The sequence below is a fragment of the Oceanobacillus rekensis genome, from assembly GCF_002153375.1.
Lineage (GTDB): Bacteria > Bacillota > Bacilli > Bacillales > Amphibacillaceae > Oceanobacillus > Oceanobacillus rekensis.
Genome location: NZ_MTBQ01000002.1, coordinates 350547 through 368569, shown reverse-complemented (window position 1 = coordinate 368569; position 18023 = coordinate 350547). Strand labels below are relative to the sequence as shown.

13 protein-coding genes and 1 pseudogene are annotated in these 18023 nt (G+C 38.8%); 1 reads left to right on the top strand and 13 read right to left on the bottom strand.

The features are described from left to right. Nucleotides 1-84: 84 nt before the first annotated feature. From BV906_RS05670 to ilvD, 13 genes and pseudogenes are all read right to left on the bottom strand, one after another. Nucleotides 85-993: an ABC transporter permease gene (locus tag BV906_RS05670; protein WP_087972473.1), complete on the bottom strand. Its 909-nt coding sequence runs from the start codon at nucleotides 991-993 to the stop codon at nucleotides 85-87. Nucleotides 994-1022: 29 nt separating this feature from the next. Next, on the bottom strand, nucleotides 1023-1985 hold the full coding sequence (gene opp4B / locus BV906_RS05665) for an oligopeptide ABC transporter permease (protein ID WP_087972472.1): 963 nt from the start codon (nucleotides 1983-1985) through the stop codon (nucleotides 1023-1025). A gap of 6 nt (nucleotides 1986-1991) precedes the next feature. Then, nucleotides 1992-2924 carry an ABC transporter ATP-binding protein gene (locus BV906_RS05660; protein ID WP_087972471.1) on the bottom strand — a complete coding sequence of 311 codons (933 nt, stop codon included), beginning with the start codon at nucleotides 2922-2924 and terminating at the stop codon, nucleotides 1992-1994. After that, nucleotides 2911-3920: pseudogene (locus BV906_RS05655) on the bottom strand (ABC transporter ATP-binding protein). Before BV906_RS05655 ends, BV906_RS05660 begins: the two are co-directional and overlap by 14 nt. Nucleotides 3921-4547: 627 nt before the next feature. Beyond that, a complete protein-coding gene (ilvA, locus tag BV906_RS05650) occupies nucleotides 4548-5564 on the bottom strand; it encodes a threonine ammonia-lyase (RefSeq protein ID WP_245843929.1) in 1017 nt (338 codons plus the stop codon). 159 nt (nucleotides 5565-5723) lie between these two features. Beyond that, nucleotides 5724-6314: a 3-isopropylmalate dehydratase small subunit gene (gene leuD, locus BV906_RS05645; RefSeq protein WP_087972469.1), complete on the bottom strand. Its 591-nt coding sequence runs from the start codon at nucleotides 6312-6314 to the stop codon at nucleotides 5724-5726. A 13-nt stretch (nucleotides 6315-6327) separates the two neighbouring features. Further along, on the bottom strand, nucleotides 6328-7734 hold the full coding sequence (leuC, locus tag BV906_RS05640; RefSeq protein WP_087972468.1) for a 3-isopropylmalate dehydratase large subunit: 1407 nt from the start codon (nucleotides 7732-7734) through the stop codon (nucleotides 6328-6330). Between the two features lie 43 nt (nucleotides 7735-7777). Then, nucleotides 7778-8860, bottom strand: a complete 1083-nt coding sequence (gene leuB, locus BV906_RS05635; protein ID WP_140321964.1) for a 3-isopropylmalate dehydrogenase — start codon at nucleotides 8858-8860, stop codon at nucleotides 7778-7780. Nucleotides 8861-8971: 111 nt separating this feature from the next. Beyond that, nucleotides 8972-10516, bottom strand: a complete 1545-nt coding sequence (locus tag BV906_RS05630) for a 2-isopropylmalate synthase (protein WP_087972467.1) — start codon at nucleotides 10514-10516, stop codon at nucleotides 8972-8974. After that, nucleotides 10503-11537: a ketol-acid reductoisomerase gene (gene ilvC / locus BV906_RS05625; RefSeq protein WP_087972466.1), complete on the bottom strand. Its 1035-nt coding sequence runs from the start codon at nucleotides 11535-11537 to the stop codon at nucleotides 10503-10505. The genes BV906_RS05630 and ilvC overlap by 14 nt, the downstream gene beginning before the upstream one ends. Nucleotides 11538-11583: 46 nt before the next feature. Continuing rightward, nucleotides 11584-12102, bottom strand: coding sequence for an acetolactate synthase small subunit (ilvN, locus tag BV906_RS05620; RefSeq protein WP_087972465.1), 519 nt, complete (start codon nucleotides 12100-12102; stop codon nucleotides 11584-11586). Further along, complete coding sequence (ilvB, locus tag BV906_RS05615; protein WP_087972464.1) at nucleotides 12099-13826, bottom strand: biosynthetic-type acetolactate synthase large subunit; 1728 nt, start codon at nucleotides 13824-13826, stop codon at nucleotides 12099-12101. Before ilvB ends, ilvN begins: the two co-directional genes overlap by 4 nt. Before the next feature lie 592 nt (nucleotides 13827-14418). Continuing rightward, nucleotides 14419-16101 (bottom strand): dihydroxy-acid dehydratase, encoded by a 1683-nt coding sequence (ilvD, locus tag BV906_RS05610; protein WP_087972463.1) that lies wholly within the window; start codon nucleotides 16099-16101, stop codon nucleotides 14419-14421. A gap of 248 nt (nucleotides 16102-16349) precedes the next feature. Here ilvD and serA point away from each other — a divergent pair, with 248 nt between their 5' ends. Further along, nucleotides 16350-17936 (top strand): phosphoglycerate dehydrogenase, encoded by a 1587-nt coding sequence (gene serA / locus BV906_RS05605; RefSeq protein ID WP_087972462.1) that lies wholly within the window; start codon nucleotides 16350-16352, stop codon nucleotides 17934-17936. Nucleotides 17937-18023 lie beyond the last annotated feature (87 nt).

Below are 18023 nucleotides of genomic sequence, written 5' to 3'. Positions count from 1 at the left end.
CAATCTCAAACATTGATGAAAGTAACATGTCTAAATACTTACCTCTATATGTATTACTCACCTCCTTAAGAGCACCATACAGCTTTATCCTCTTCTTTGTCTTGCGTCTGTAGCACGTCGTAAAGCTTCTCCAACATTTCTAACTGAAAGCATTAACACTAAAATCAATATTGCAGCTGGCAACCAAATCCACCATCTATACTCAAGTGTTTGTGGATTTGTGGCATAGCTTAATAATGTACCAAGACTTGGTGTGTTTTCCGGAAAACCAAATCCAAGAAATGAAAGTCCGGATTCCAGTCCGATATTGGCAGCAAGATTCAATGTCATCGTAACAATAATTAATGAACTGATATTCGGCATCACTTCTCTAAAAATAATCTTCATATTTGATGTACCTAAAGTTTTAGATGCCTGCACATAGTCCAATTCCTTTTCTTGTAATGCTTTCGATCTAATTAGTCGAGCTATCCCCATCCAACTAAAAGCTGCCATGATTAAGGAAAATGCCAGAATCGTATAGCTTGGTACAATGGATATAAAGACAATTACTAACATGGTGAATGGTAATATTTGAAAGAAATCTAATACACGCATCATGGAATTATCCGTATGCCCTCCAAAAAAACCAGCAATTAATCCAAACGCAATACCAAATACACCACTAATTAAAGTAACCAGGATTCCAATGGAAAGAGAATTCCTTGTTCCAATGATTAACTGACCAAAGACATCACGACCACCATAATCTGTTCCAAGGATAAATTCCTCTGATGGGGCTTCATGAATTGCAAACAAATCAACGGTAACAATTTCATCTTGATCCAAAATAAGTGAAATACCATACACAAAAATTATAATGACTACTAATAACAGTAGTGAGAAAAGTGCGAGCTTATCCCTGACAATTTCTTTCCACAAAATTCGTAAGCCAGAAGGACTCTTATTCGGATCTTGACTTTCATTCTCCATATTCATAGTATTCATTTCCATTTTTATCACCTCAGAGTCAATCTTAATTCTTATTTAATACGGATCCGTGGGTCAATGATACTTAAAATAATATCGGATAATAATGCTCCTAATATTGCTGCACTTCCGAACAGTAATACGATAGCGTTTACAACACTGTAATCACGTAAATTTATCGACTCTAGAAAAAGCTGCCCCATACCCGGATAACCAAATATCTGTTCGACAAAAATTGTTCCTGTAATGAGCATTGTTATTTCATAACCAAAAAATGCTGCAATTGGAAGTAATGAATTTCTCAAAATATGTTTATTATATACTCTAGCTTCTGATGCACCTTTTGCTCTTGCAGTAACAATGAATTCTTTTTGTTTCGTGTCGACAATTTCACTCCGTAAATATTGAACGGTGGATACCGTTTGTATCAATGCCATCGAAATTGCCGGTAACAACAGGTGATTAAACTTACTTATTATATATTCTAGTGAACCTGGCTCAAGTCCCGGACTGACACTCCCACTAGTAGGAAACCATCCCAATTGATAACCGAATATCCAAAGCATAATAAGCGCAAAAATAAATAATGGTGTAGCAAATCCTATATACGTATAACCGGTAATAGAGGAATCGAGTATTGTGTCATTATAGCGGCCACTGAGTAATCCTAAAGGCACCGCAATAATATATGTAAAGATTAATGTGACGACAGCTAGCCAAAAAGAATTAATGATTCGCTGTTCCAGTAAATCTGTAACCGGCATTTTAAAACGGAAAGAGTCACCAAAATCACCTTGAACTACGCCGCCTACCCAATCAGCGTATTTAATATGCCATGGATCATTCAGTCCTAGCTTTTCCCTTAACTGTTCTTTGATTGCTGGACTTACATTCGGATCAACCTGTCCAGTAAGTGCATCACCAGGCATCGCCTGTGCCATTAAAAAGATCAAAACACTAAGTACAATTAATTGGGGAAACGTAATAATGAGTCTTCTTATTATAAATTTCCACATAACTTATCAACCTTTCTCCGGTAATGCTACTAAATGAGAATCTGATATATGCTGTAAACCGTAAGCTAAGCCTTCACTATCAAAATAATCATCATAAGACTCATCAAATTCCTTCTGTACTTCACTCCGGAATTGAAATTGTTTATCTCTATTTCTAGGATTAATATCAGGAATTGCTGCAATTAGCCGTTTTGTATAGATGTGTTGTGGATTACTAAAAATATCTTCCTTTGACCCTTGTTCCACATAACGGCCCTTGTACATAATTGCGATATCATCACACATATGCTTTACAATCCCAAGATCGTGGCTGATAAATAAATAGGTTAGGTTCAATTCTTTTTGAATATCTTGCATGAAATTAAGAACTTGAGCTTGAACAGATACATCGAGCGCAGATACTGGTTCATCTGCAATGATAAGTTTCGGCTTTAATGCAATGGCTCTTGCAACCCCTATACGTTGCCTTTGCCCACCAGAGAATTCATGTGGATATTTCAATATTGTTTCTGGACTTAAACCTACTATTTCCAATAATTCTTGTACCCGTTTTTTTTCTTCTTGTTGTGATAGCTTTTCAAAGTTTCGAAGTGGCTCTGCAATGACATCGAGTACACGTTTTCTTGGATTTAGGGAGGAATAAGGATCCTGGAAAATCATTTGAATATCTTTTCTTACATCTTTCGTCTTACTTCTCCTAGATGTTATATCTTTCCCTTCAAACAAAACGTTGCCAGAAGTTATATTTTCCAGCCCAATAATCGCCCTGCCTGTAGTCGACTTTCCAGACCCAGATTCACCTACAAGTCCATATGTTTTTCCTTGTTCTATATTAAATGAAACACCATCAACTGCTTTGATATGATCTACTGTACGGTTAAAAATCCCACCTTTAATTGGAAAATATACTTGTAGATCCTTGATTTCAAGAAAATCCATTTGCGTGCCCCTCCTTTATATCGGCAGGAAAGTTAAAATGTTCATGGCAGGTACACCGTACAAAATGACCAGGTGTAACCTCATGCAATATAGGGTTCTCTTCATGTGCCGATTCATCAACCCAAGGAATTCTAGCAGCAAAACGACATCCTTTACGTGGAAGGTTCTTTAATGATGGTACAATCCCCTGGATAACATGAAGTTTGTCCTGTCCTTCTGCAGGAACAGAATTCAATAATGACTTTGTATATGGATGCAGCGGGTTTTCAAACAATGTATGTACATCAGTAATCTCTACGATTTGTCCTGCATACATAACTGCAACCCGATCAGCCATTTCTGCAACAACACCCAAATCATGTGTAATTAAAATGATGCCAGCGTGAATGTCTTCCTTGAGCTTTCTGATCAGATCAAGAATTTGTGCTTGGATTGTAACATCCAATGCTGTTGTTGGTTCATCTGCAATTAATAATTCTGGTTTATTTGCAATGGCAATCGCAATGACAACACGTTGTCTCATCCCACCAGATAGTTCATGTGGAAACTGCCCATGAACATATTCAGGTCTTGGGATACCAACCATGTTTAATAGCTCAATCACTCGTTCTTTCCGCTGCATCTTGGACATTTCAGGTTTGTGAAGAATTAATGTTTCGGCAATTTGATCTCCAACCTCCATCAGGGATTTAATGCTGTAAGAGGATCCTGAAAAATCATTGCTAAATCATCCCCACGAAGTTTATTCAATTTCGAATGAGGCATTTTTGCTAGATCGTTATTTTTCAGTAAAATTTCCCCTTCAATTTTCGCGCGATTATGTAAACCCATTACAGAAAAAGCAAGGGCACTTTTTCCTGAACCCGACTCCCCTACAATACCTAATACTTCATTTTTATTTAATGTCAATGTTACATCATCCACAGCGGCGTAATAACCATCACCAATCCGAAATGATGTAGTAAGGTTTTTAATTTCCAATAATTTATTACTCAAATGAATTCCCCCAGGTGAACATATTAGTAGACTATGATATGCCTTCCAACATAGTAAAGGACTGTTCTTCATCAGGAAAGACTGCTAGCTGTATTACAAGCAACATTATTATACTTTACGGCAGAATATTCTGATAATTTTATTGATAATATGTCTTCTTTAGGATTTACTTATTAGATATTGCACAGACTTTAATTATATTTATGATTTTTTAGGCAACTTTGATTATAAATAGTAAGTAAAACCCGCTTCTATGCCTTCCTCTGCTATATTCACTATTCATGGGTTTTCATGGACAATTGTAATTTAAATTCGTATAGCCATTCACAAAATTTGTAAAGTCTAAAATCAAATTGTAAACAAATCTTAATATATAGTTAAATTATAGGTGAAGATTTTTAGAAAAGCAATATGTTTTGGCAAAAATTTACAATGGACGATTTTAATAATTATAATAATTAAACAAAAATCTAATGAAATTGTAGGCATAACAAATCAAAAAAAATCTTCCAATTTAGCAACTAAATTGGAAGACTTCCCCCTTGTAGTTATGAAACTACTTTCTTACTGCATAAGTGCACCTAAGGCCGTCACGCAAAAGCTTGATGACAACCAGATTTTCTAAGATTAAAGAGCGATATATGCCTGTTCTTTTGTGGCAGTGGTCTGTCCGCCAAGCTGCTGGATTTTAGGCATCATCCCGAGATCCAAGTTTCCACCACTGACAACAACACCACAATATCTTGATTTTATTTGATCATTATGCGTAAATAAGGCTGCCAACGCTGCAGCACCTGCACCTTCAATCAATGTTTTATTCCGTTCCAGCATATAGACAATTGCAGATGCAATTTCCTCATCTTTTACGGTTATCATATCATCTACATATTCCTGAATAATCGGCATCGTTAATTTCCCAGGCTCTTTCACTGCGATTCCCTCTGCGATCGTCGCAACTTTCGACATATTTTTTACTGTATTGGAATGATAACTTTCGTAAATTGCAGATGCTCCTTCTGCCTGGACACCAATTATTTTAATCTTTCGGTTAACATGTTTGGCTGCTACGGCAATCCCACTGATCAAGCCACCGCCACCTACAGGTACGAGAATGGTATCGATTTTATCTTCCTGCTTGAGCATCTCCATTGCAATTGTTCCTTGTCCCGCCATAATATCGTAATCATCAAACGGTTCGACAAAAACTGCACCCGAGACCAACTGATGTTGCAGGGCTGCACGATATGCTTCCTGGAAGCTTTCCCCAATCAGTACAACTTCAGCACCATAATTGCGGGTTGCATTTATTTTCGCATGTGGTGTGCCTTCTGCCATGAAAATAGTCGCTTTTACTCCTAGCTTTGCTGCGGCATTTGCCAATCCCTGTGCATGGTTACCAGCTGATGCTGTTATTACGCCCTTAGCAAGTTCTTCCTCAGATAGCTGCATGAGTTTAAAGCTTGCTCCACGAAATTTGAATGCACCCGTTTTTTGCTGGTTTTCCATTTTACAATATACATTTTTTCCTACTAAATTATCTGTCGTATGTGATGTTAGTAATGGTGTACAATGAACAATCGGTGCAAGTCGCTTCATTGCATGGTATACCTTCTCACCCGTTAAGCAATCCCCAAGACAACTCACTCTCCTTTAAATGATGAACTTAAAAAGTAAAACTTATTTACTACTATATGTTAGTACTATGAGGGTATACCTAAAGGCCCCCAGAACTTTCGGAATTTTCATTGGCAGCAAAACCCATTAGAATTTCTTCGTGACTCAGAAGTTCTAATGGGGTTACTGTCAATTAACACTTGTTAAATTTTCATATGCAGTAATTTTATCTTCCTGCAACAATGTCAATGCAATATCATCCCAACCATTCATAAGCTTTTCCTTATGATATTCGGGAATTTCAAAATCAATGACGTTTCCTGTATCGTCAGTAATCTGTTGATTTTTTAAATCCACAGATAAGACAAACGAAGATTCTTCTGCTTTTAGCATCCACTTATTAAGTTGTTCTTCCTCCATCTTAATAAGAATAATACCATTTTTCAATGCATTATTATAAAAAATATCTGCAAAACTCGGTGCAATGATTACTTTGAAACCATAGTCATCGAGTGCCCATGGTGCATGCTCTCTCGACGAGCCACAACCGAAATTTTCTCCCGCTATTAAGATAGAAGATTTTTGATATTGCGGTTGGTTTAATGCAAAGTCTTCCTGTGGGTTACCATCATCATCAAATCTCCAATTATAAAATAAATATTGTCCAAATCCAGTGCGTTCAATTCGTTTTAGAAATTGTTTTGGTATAATCTGGTCCGTATCAATATTGGAACGATCCAATGGAAGAACCAACCCTTTATGTTCCTTAATTGCCTCCATGTTTTGCCACCTCCTAGTTTGGTACTCCTGCAAATTGACGTACATCAACGAAATGCCCTTCTATTGCCGCTGCTGCAGCCATTTCTGGACTTACCAAATGTGTACGTGCACCATTTCCCTGTCTACCTTCAAAGTTACGGTTTGAGGTGGAAGCACAACGGCCACCAGGAGGAACGATATCATCATTCATACCTAGACACATACTGCATCCGGACTCGCGCCACTCAAATCCAGCTTCGGTAAATACGTGATCCAATCCAATTTTCTCTGCCTGAAGCTTAACACTGAATGAACCAGGTACAACGATTGCTTTAACGCCATCTTTCACTTTTCTTCCCTGAATGATCGATGCCGCCTTCTGCAAATCACTTAATCTTGAATTCGTACAGGAACCGATAAACACGTGATCGATTTCAATAGAAGTTATCGGCTGATTCTCTGCCAGACCCATATATTCAAGTGCTCGTTTAACATCTTCTTTATGGTCTACATCAGCGATAATTGGTGTACTTCCACCTATAGGAACACACATACCTGGATTTGTTCCCCATGTTACCTGTGGCTCAATTTCATCTGCATGGATAATTACTGTTTCATCGTATTCAGCACCATCATCTGTTGCAAGATCCAACCACTCCGTAGCGACCTTTTCAAATTCTTTTCCACTTGGAACATATTCTCTGCCTTCCAAGTAATCTACAGTTGTCTGATCTGGACTGATAAGCCCTGCTCTTGCACCACCCTCGATGGACATATTGCAAATTGTCATACGTCCTTCCATCGATAACTTTCGAATTGCTTCACCAGTAAATTCCATTACATACCCGGTACCGAACCGTACCCCAAATTTACCAATAATAGCTAAGATTAAATCTTTAGCTGTTACACCTGGTCCAAGATTTCCTTCGACTTTAACGTTTAGGGTTTTCGGTTTTTCCTGCCAAATAGTTTGGGTTGCCAAGACATGTTCTACTTCACTTGTACCAATACCAAATGCCAATGCACCAAATGCACCATGTGTCGATGTGTGACTGTCTCCACATACAATGGTTTTTCCTGGTTGTGTTAGTCCAAGTTGTGGTCCAATAACATGAACGATACCTTGATCCGGATGAAACATATCGGCAAGTTTAATACCAAAGTCCTCACAGTTTTTCTTTAGTGTTTCCATTTGTTTTTTGGAAATTTCATCTTTTATAACATGGCGATCCTTTGTCGGGACATTATGATCCATTGTCGCATAGGTTAAATCGGGACGACGAACCTTTCTATTAGCAATACGAAGACCTTCGAAAGCTTGTGGAGATGTAACTTCGTGGACCAAATGCTGGTCAATATATAATAAATCAGGCTTACCCGCTTCTTGGTGTACAACATGTTTATTCCATATTTTCTCAATAATTGTTTCTGGTTTCCCCATTTTCTTACACCTCACTCATTAGACATACAGATTGCAATTTGAATCAGCTATACATTTTGGTATTTAGATTTTCAAGTACTATCTCTGTTATTTCCTTTGTACTTACTAGTTTACCGTCTTTTATTTTCAAATCAGGGGTATGATACCCTTGCTCCATACATTCATTTACTGCTTTTTCAATTTTAGACGCTTCTTCTTCTAATCCAAGCGAGTAACGTAGCATTAACGCTGCTGATAAAATCATCCCAAGTGGGTTTGCTATGCCTTTTCCAGCTATATCTGGTGCAGATCCATGGACTGGTTCATATAGACCAACACCATCCGTGCGAACACTTGCTGATGGCAGCATTCCTAACGAACCTGTTAAAACAGATGCTTCATCACTTAGAATATCCCCAAACAGATTTTCAGTAACAATTACATCAAATTGATTTGGTTGTGTAATTAATTTCATTGCAGCTGCATCAACCAATAAATGTTCTACTGTCACATCGGGATATTGCTTCGCTTTCTCGTTGACAATTTCACGCCACATTCTGCTCGATTCAAGTACATTCGCTTTATCAACCGATGTCAGATGTTTACTACGAATTCTTGCACTTTCAAAACCTTTTTCAATGATTCGCTCCATCTCTGTTCGATGGTAATAAAGTGTATCAACTACTACATCGCCATTTTCTCGTCTTTCACTTGGTTGACCGAAGTAAAGCCCACCAGTTAGTTCACGAATAATCATAATGTCACTGTCTTTGATAACTTCTTCCTTTAACGGGGAAGCATGAAGCAATGATGCAAATCCCTTTACTGGTCGTAAATTAGCGAAAAGCCCAAGTGATTTACGGATACCGAGCAATCCTTTTTCAGGTCTTAAATGTACAGGAACAGAATCCCATTTTGGACCACCAACTGCACCAAGCAAAATAGCATCTGCACGCTGACATGCATTTACAGTCTCCTCAGGTAATGGCTCGCCATATTTATCGATGGCATCTCCACCGATTGCATGTTCATGAAACGTAAAGTTATGATTGTACTCCGTTGCTATTGCAGTTAAAACAAGTTTCGCAGACTCCATTATTTCTTTTCCGATTCCATCACCTGGAAGAAGAATGATTTGCTTATCCATAGCTGAGGGGTCCTCCTTTAGTAAATTCATCAAATGCAAACACCCCTATTCGGTTGCCTCCACCTTTGTTTCATCTGGCTTCGGCAACCAGGGGGCTACATTATAGTATAATTATTGAACCAATTCTTCTGTTTCAGTTGTTTTTATTTTAATCATATATCGATTTACTGCATTGATAAATGCATGGGCAGATGCTTGTAGGACATCTTGTGCGGAGCCTCGCCCATTGACAGTTTCACCGTTAACGATTAACTGTACATGTGACTCTGCTAATGCATCTTTTCCCCCGCCAACCGAATTCAACTGATAGTCGACCAATTTAATAGTTTCTTGTATTAAACTATCGATCGTTTTATAGAGTGCTTCCACACTACCTTGACCTGGACAGGAATTTTCTACTATCATTCCTTCCGGTGTTTTTAGTACGACAGTAGCTGTCGGTACATTTTCGGTATCATATTGAACTTGGAATTTTTCCAATTGGTATTTATTGATTGATGAGGATTCTGTTTTGATTTCCATAATTATGGTGTAAAGATCGTCATCCGTTACTTCTTTTTTATGATCGGTTAATTGCTTAAACTGCTCAAAAGATTCCTTCAATTCTTCTTCTGAAAGTTCAACACCGAATTCCTTCACCTTATCTTTAAATGCATGGCGACCAGAATGTTTCCCTAAGAATAAAGTATTGGAGTTAACCCCAACCAACTCAGGCGTAATAATTTCATAGGTTTCTGCATTTTTCAATACGCCATCCTGATGAATTCCTGATTCGTGTGCAAACGCATTTCGACCAATAATTGCTTTGTTTGCCTGCACATACATACCAGTTAATTTTGCAACGAGGTCACTTGTGCGTTTGATTTCATTTAATTGAAGTCCTGTTTCATATGGATAATAATCAGAACGTATCTTCAATGCCACGGCAACTTCTTCCAGAGCAGCGTTACCAGCACGTTCACCAATTCCGTTAATGGTTCCTTCTACCTGTGTTGCACCATTCTCCACAGCAGCAATGGAATTAGCTACCGCCATACCAAGATCGTCATGGCAATGACAAGAAAGGGCAACCTGATCAATATTTGGTACATTTTCGGAAATATAACGGAATAGTTTCCCATACTCTGCTGGTGTCGTATAGCCTACCGTGTCCGGGAGATTGATGACAGTTGCTCCAGCATCAATCACTTTTTCAATGATTTCAGCAAGGAATTTCCAATCTGACCTTGTTGCATCTTCAGCAGACCATTCAATCTCTTTGAACTTTTGCTTGGCATATGAAACCATGCTGACCGCAGTCTCAATTACCTCTTCAGGTGTTTTCTTCAATTTATATTCCATATGAATTGGAGATGTGGCTAAGAAAAGATGGATAGCAGGATTTTCTGCACCTTTTAATGCCTCCCAGGCAATATCAACATCAGACTTTATCGTTCTTGCCAATCCAATAACAGAAGTTTTTTTGATTGTATCAGCAATTGCTTTTACTGCTTCGAAGTCACCTTTGGAGGAAGCAGGAAATCCTGCCTCCATCCGGTCAACTCCAAAACGTTCTAATTGTCTAGCAATCTCTAACTTCTCTAGTTTGTTCAGGTTAACCCCTGGTGATTGTTCTCCATCCCTAAGTGTTGTATCAAAGATCTTAATTTGGGACATGGACTTTCACTTCCTTTTGTTTAGAATCAATTGGATTTTTAACAAAAGGCATTAAATCACGGAGCTCCTTTCCAACTGTTTCAATTTGATGTTTGTTTTCATTATTATTGATCGCATTAAATTGTGGACGACCTGCTTGGTTTTCAAGAATCCATCCTTTAGCAAATTTACCGTCTTGGATATCTGTTAGGATATCTTTCATTCTTCCTTTTGTTTCCGCATCTACAACGCGTGGGCCTGATACGAAATCTCCCCATTGTGCAGTATCTGAGATAGAATAACGCATATTTTCTAATCCACCTTCATATAGAAGATCTACAATTAGTTTCATTTCATGCATACACTCAAAATAAGCAACCTCAGGCTGATAACCTGCTTCTGTTAATGTTTCAAAACCTGCTTTAATTAAGCTTGTTACCCCACCACATAGAACTGCCTGTTCACCAAACAAATCAGTTTCTGTTTCTTCCTGGAATGTTGTCTCAAGAACACCTGCTCTTGCAGAACCAATTCCTTGTGCATATGCCAAAGCAATATCTGTTGCTTTACCTGTAACATCCTGATAAACACCGAATAATGCTGGTACTCCAGCGCCACCTTCATATGTTCTTCTTACAAGATGTCCTGGTCCTTTTGGTGCTACAAGGAATACGTCAACATCTGTTGGTGGTACAATCTGACTAAAGTGGATGTTGAAACCATGTGCAAACACAAGTGCATTTCCAGCCTCTAGATTATCCTTGATACTTTCTTCATATACTTTTGGTTGATTTTCATCTGGTAGAAGAACCATTACAACATCTGCTTGTTTGGCTGCTTCTGCTACTGGAAATACTTCAAAGCCATCCTCTTCCGCTTTTTGCTGTGATTTCCCTGGTCTTAGTCCGATTACAACATCATAGCCGCTTTCGCGAAGGTTCAATGAATGCGCATGACCTTGTGAGCCATATCCGATTACTGCAATTTTCTTACCTTCCAATACCTCTTTGTTGATATCATTTTCATATAGTACTTTAGCCATTTAAATCTTCCTCTCGATTTTTCATTTTTTATTTTTTATATTTTGATTAATTAATCATGGAATTCATTTCTGTGATGTTATCAGGTTGCTGTCCTCTTAGGAATGCTGTTACACCGGTTTTAGTTAATTCTTTGATACCATATGGTCTGAGTAAGGCAATCAGCGCATCCACCTTATCTGGACGACCTGTAACCTGTATCGTCATGCTCTCCTTGCTTACATCAATCACAGATGCACGAAAAGGAGTGATAATACCTTGAATTTCAGCTCTCGTATGTCCTGTACTCACTACTTTGATTAATGCCAGTTCCCTGGCCACCATTGCTTTATCCGTTATATCGGATACTTTCAACACATCAATTTGCTTGTTTAATTGCTTTGTCAGCTGTTCCAGTTTCTGTCTATCACTGATTTCCACTACAAACGTCATTTTAGAAATACCTTCTGTTTCAGATGCTCCAACAGAAATACTTTCGATATTGAATTGACGTTTATTGAGCATTCCGGTAATTCTGTTTAATACTCCTCCACGATCCTGAACGGTTGCAGTTATAATTCGTCTCATTTCTTCACCCCGACCATTTCATGAATTCCTTTTCCTGGAGCAATCATCGGATAGACAGATGTTTTTCGTACTACTCGGAAATCAGCTACGACTGGTCCGTCATAAGCAAAAATGTCTTCGAGAGTTTGAATCACATCTTCTTCCCTATCCACCCTCACTCCTCTTATACCATAGCTTTCAGCCAATTTAACGAAGTCAGGGTTTTCAGAAAACAATGATTCTGAATATCTTTCTTCATAGAAAGTCTCCTGCCATTGTCTAACCATTCCAAGTGCCTCATTATTGACGATAATTACTTTTACAGGAAGTTTCCTTTGTTTAACAACAGATAATTCCTGGCAAGTCATTTGAAATCCACCATCACCAACAATGGATATAACGAGGTCATCTGGTCTTCCTAGTTGAGCGCCAACAGCTGCTGGGAATCCAAATCCCATGGTGCCAAGTCCACCTGACGTCACCCAATTATTTGGTTTGTCAAATGTGTAAAATTGTGCTGCCCACATTTGATGCTGTCCGACATCAGTCGTAACAATTGCCTCACCCTTTGATACGTTGTACACCTGTTCAATTAGCCATTGTGGTGATAATGGTGTCTCGGTACGTTCATACCAGAGCGGATATTCTTTCTTGTTTTCTTGTAATTTATCCATCCAATCCTTGTGATCTGGCTGGTCAATCTGTGTGTTAAGCAAAGCATTTAGAGCTTTCTTTGCATCTGCAACGACTGGAATATGGGTTTCAATAACTTTACCAATTTCGGCTGGGTCGATATCAATATGTGCAACTTTCGCTGCTGGTGCAAAATGTTCAATATTCCCGGTTAACCGATCATCAAACCTTGCCCCAATATTGATTAGCAGATCACTTTCATAGATTGCCATGTTCGCTGCATATGTTCCATGCATACCTGCCATTCCCAATGACAGCTCGTTTGTTCCTGGAAAACTTCCAAGTCCAAGTAATGTAGTAGTAACAGGCAACTGATACTTTTCGGCAAACTGTTTCAATTCAACGGATGCATCCGCAAACTTTGTTCCAGCACCTACAAGTAGCAGTGGACGCTTTGCACGACTTAGAGCATCTGCCAATTTAATAACTTGTAATGGATTCGGCTTCAATGTTGGCTGATACCCTGGCAAATAAAAATCATCATCATAATCATCTACTGTGATATTCGCTGAGATGTTTTTCGGGATATCGACAACGACTGGACCCGGTCTTCCTGTTGATGCAATATGGAATGCCTCTTTAACAGTTCTTGGTAAATCAGCAATATCATTCACTTGATAGTTGTATTTTGTAATTGGTGTTGTAATACCCATCACATCTGCTTCCTGAAAAGCATCTGTACCAATCACATTTTCCGCGACCTGACCAGTGAATATAACAAGTGGCAATGAATCCATCATTGCATCCGTAATTCCGGTTATCAGGTTGGTTGCACCTGGTCCTGATGTTGCAATAACAACTCCAGGCTTTCCTGTAACCCGTGCATATCCTTCTGCCGCGTGAATTGATCCTTGTTCATGACGACAAAGTACATGCTCGAAAGGAGTTTCAGCTTTATTACGGTATAACGCATCATAGATTGGTAATACTGCGCCACCCGGATATCCAAATATGGTGTCCACATCAGCGTCAACCAACGTTTTAATTAATAAATCAGCACCCGTTAACAAATTTCCATTTACTTCAACATCAAGGCTAGCTTCTATCTTCAATTCTGCAACCTCCTTTTTTAAAATTTAAAAAAAGACCCTTCTCTCCCCATAATCTGCACTATATCAGAATTATTGGGGAGAAAAGAGTCTTCTTTTCACGGTACCACCCAGTTTCATAGCATCCTTACGAATACTACCTTTGCAAGCTGATTATCAGCTTGCTTGATAACAGGTACAAATAATTTGCACCTGGCCATACCTAATGGGAGTTTCCTCCGTTCAAAACGGCACTCAGAGAAGATGTCAGAACAATATGTATTTCTGGGCTTCCAGCAACCCCAGCTCTCTGTAAATACACGTAACATGTTCCTTTTTTCTCGTCATCGAGTTAAGTTTATTTGATTTTCATATTATTAGTTATCTCTTTAATTACTCATTTCAGAAAAATACATTTGTTAAGTGATTTCTGATATTGGAATTATCATATAACTTTTTTAAAAAAGAGTCAAGGGTGTTTTCATAAGTATTTTGATAATTTGATTAGTTAAATTTTATGATTGCGTTTACATGGTTGATACACCAACCAAACTAATTTTTGTTACTTTTTCACAAAAAAAAGCGCCCGTTTTTACACGGACGCTTTCTGGTAATCTTATTTATTCAAGTAATCTGTAACTGCCCCTTTAGACGAACAGGATACATTATGTGCATATTTTCCAAGTACACCTTTCGTATACAAGGCTGGTGCCTCCCAAACTTTACGTCTTGCAGCCAATTCTTCCTCGGAAACTTCCATCGAGATCTCCTTTTTGTCGGAATCAATTGTTACGAGATCGCCTTCTTTCAAGAATGCAATCGGACCTCCATCTTGTGCCTCTGGAGAAATATGTCCAACAACTAATCCATGCGTTCCACCTGAAAATCTACCGTCTGTCAGTAGCGCCACAGATTCACCCATACCTTTTCCAACAAGAATACTGGAAATAGAAAGCATCTCTGGCATTCCAGGTCCACCTTTAGGACCCACATAGCGGATGACGAGAACATCCCCATCATTAATTTCATTGGCCAATACTGCAGCAGTCGCATCTACCTCGTTATTGAATACTCGAGCAGGACCGGTATGACGTTTTACTTTTACACCAGAAACTTTTGCCACTGCACCTGTTGGGGAAAGATTCCCTTTCAGAACAATTAAAGGACCATCTTTACGTTTTGGATTGTCAAAAGGCATAATAACCTGTTGATCTTCTTGAAGTGATGGTGCATCCGCCAGATTTTCTGCAATTGTTTTTCCAGTAATAGTCAAACAATCACCATGCAAATAACCATTTTCAAGCAATAGTTTCATAACGGCTTGTACACCACCAACACGATGTAAGTCTTGCATAACGAATCTTCCACTTGGTTTTAAATCAGCAAGATGTGGTACTTTCTTTTGCATACGGTTGAAATCGTCAATCGACAAGTCGACTTCCGCTGCATGTGCAATTGCAAGCAGGTGAAGAATTGCATTTGTAGACCCGCCAAGTGCCATAACAACTGTAATGGCATTTTCAAATGCTTCTTTTGTCATAATATCTTTTGGATAAATACCATTTTCCAGCATTTTGTAAACTGCTTCTCCAGCTGCTTTTACGTCTTCAGCCTTTTCAGCTGATTCTGCAGGATTTGATGAACTTCCAGGTAAACTCATACCCATCGCTTCCACTGCAGATGCCATTGTGTTAGCGGTATACATACCACCACAAGCACCTGCACCAGGACATGCACTGCATTCGATAGATCTGAGTTCATTGTCATCGATGTCTCCATTATTATGTTTTCCAACACCTTCAAATACGGAAACAATATCAATGTCTTCTCCCCCGTGTTGACCAGGTGCGATTGTTCCACCATAGACAAATGCTGCAGGAACTCCGGAGTTGGCAATCGCAATCATACAGCCTGGAATATTTTTATCACAGGCACCAATCGCTACAAGTCCATCCAGATTTTCAGCACCAACAACCGTTTCAATGGAATCAGCAATCACATCACGACTCGGCAGCGAATACCTCATTCCTTGCGTTCCCATAGAGATTCCATCAGATACAGTAATCGTATTAAAAATCAGTGGTACCCCGCCAGCTTCTCTGACACCATTTTTAGCGCTGACAGCTAACTCATCAATATGTATGTTACACGGAGTAACCTCTGCCCACGTGCTGGCAACTCCTACCATTGGCTTCTTAAAATCTTCATCCGTAACACCTACTGCACGTAACATGGCACGATTCGGAGCCCTCATCGTTCCATCAAATGCTTTACTATTTATACGTAAATCTTTACTCATCAAAATTACCACCTTTCTTTCGAACTATTATAAGGCTAATTTTTTAATACTTCAATTAATTTTTTAAAATTAAAAATGCAAGTCAATGTTTATTTGGCTTTAAAGCGTTTACAGGAATATAGATAACCTTTATGTTTTTTAAATTTATTGACAACCTTTAAGATATTGCTATATTAAAATATAAATAGAGATTGAATTTACAGATATTTTTTGTTTGCAAAATTGGTTACATTGGAGGCGGAATAATCATGACATTTCATGTATTTATTAGTGATCCACTAAGTGAGGAAGGCATTCAACCATTGCGCAACAATAAAAATATAAATTTAGTGATGGAAACAAACCTCAGTCCAGTTGAACTGGAAGATCGTATTGGCGAATTCGATGCATTGCTTGTCCGTAGTCAAACACAGGTGACAAGAGAATTGATTCGTAAAGCAACGAACCTGAAAATCATTGGTCGTGCAGGTGTTGGGGTTGACAATATCGATTTGGAAGCAGCTACGGAAAACGGAATTATCGTGGTAAATGCACCGAACGGAAACACCAACTCTGCTGCAGAGCACACGATAGCAATGATGATGGCCCTATCGAGGAACATCCCACAGGCCTTCCATGCATTAAAAAATCGGAAGTGGGATCGTAAAAAATACGTTGGTATGGAAATCAAGAATAAAACATTAGGCATCGTTGGCCTTGGCAGAATCGGAGCCGAAGTGGCTGCACGTGCGAAGGGGCAGCGGATGAATGTCATTGCCTATGATCCATTCCTGACTGAAGAAAAAGCAGAACAAATGGGAATTGGCTACGGAACATTGGAAGCTGTCTTACAAAAAGCCGATGTTATAACAGTACATACGCCCTTGATGAAAGAAACAAGACATATGATTAATGCACAGGCTTTTGAAATGATGAAACCTGGTGTCCAGATTATCAATTGTGCTCGTGGTGGGATTATTGATGAAGATGCCCTTTATGATGCGATTGTTTCTGGAAAGGTTGCAGGCGCAGCACTCGACGTTTTCGAAGAGGAACCATTTATCGATCATAAACTGCTCACATTGGAACAGGTTGTTGCAACCCCGCATTTAGGTGCAAGTACCATTGAAGCACAGGAGATCGTCGCAATCGATGTAAGTCATGATGTGATCAGCTTTTTAAACGGTGATGTTGTGAAAAATCCTGTTAACCTTCCAGCTGTACCAAGTGAAATCATGCATAAAATCGAACCTTATTTCCATCTTGCCGAAAAATTAGGCACCTTCCTGATTGACCTGACAAAAGAAGTTGTTGAAGAAATTAATATTACCTACTCCGGAGATTTATCTGAAATTGAAGTGGCACCATTAACAAGAAATGCGGTGAAAGGGATTTTGAAACGCTTTCTAGGAAATCATGTTAATGACGTCAATGCTCTATATTTAGCCGATAAAAAAGGGATTACTGTTAAAGAGAGCAAAACTTCTTCCACAAAAGGATTTACTAACCTAATTACTGTGGAAGTTACAAGCAAATCAGGAAGTCGCAAAGTTGCCGGAACGTTATTGAATGGATTTGGTCCGAGGTTGGTTCGAGTAGACGAATTTCGTGTGGATGTTACTCCTAAAGGACATATGGTCGTCATCCAGCATACTGACCAGCCAGGTGTTATTGGCCGCATGGGAAGCACAATTGCAAGACATCATATCAACATCGCGACAATGCAAGTGGATCGTTCTGATATCGGTGGGAATGCCATTATGATCCTAACGATTGATAAACATTTGGAAACAGATGCATTGGAGGAATTGAAGAGCCTCGATGAAATTAAAGAAGTTACGGCGATAGATCTATAAGTTTGGTTCTTTGATTAATGTTGGGACTGCGTTTACTCATCCACCAAAAAGAATTGTTGCTTTCTAAGCAGTGCAGAGTTAATATCT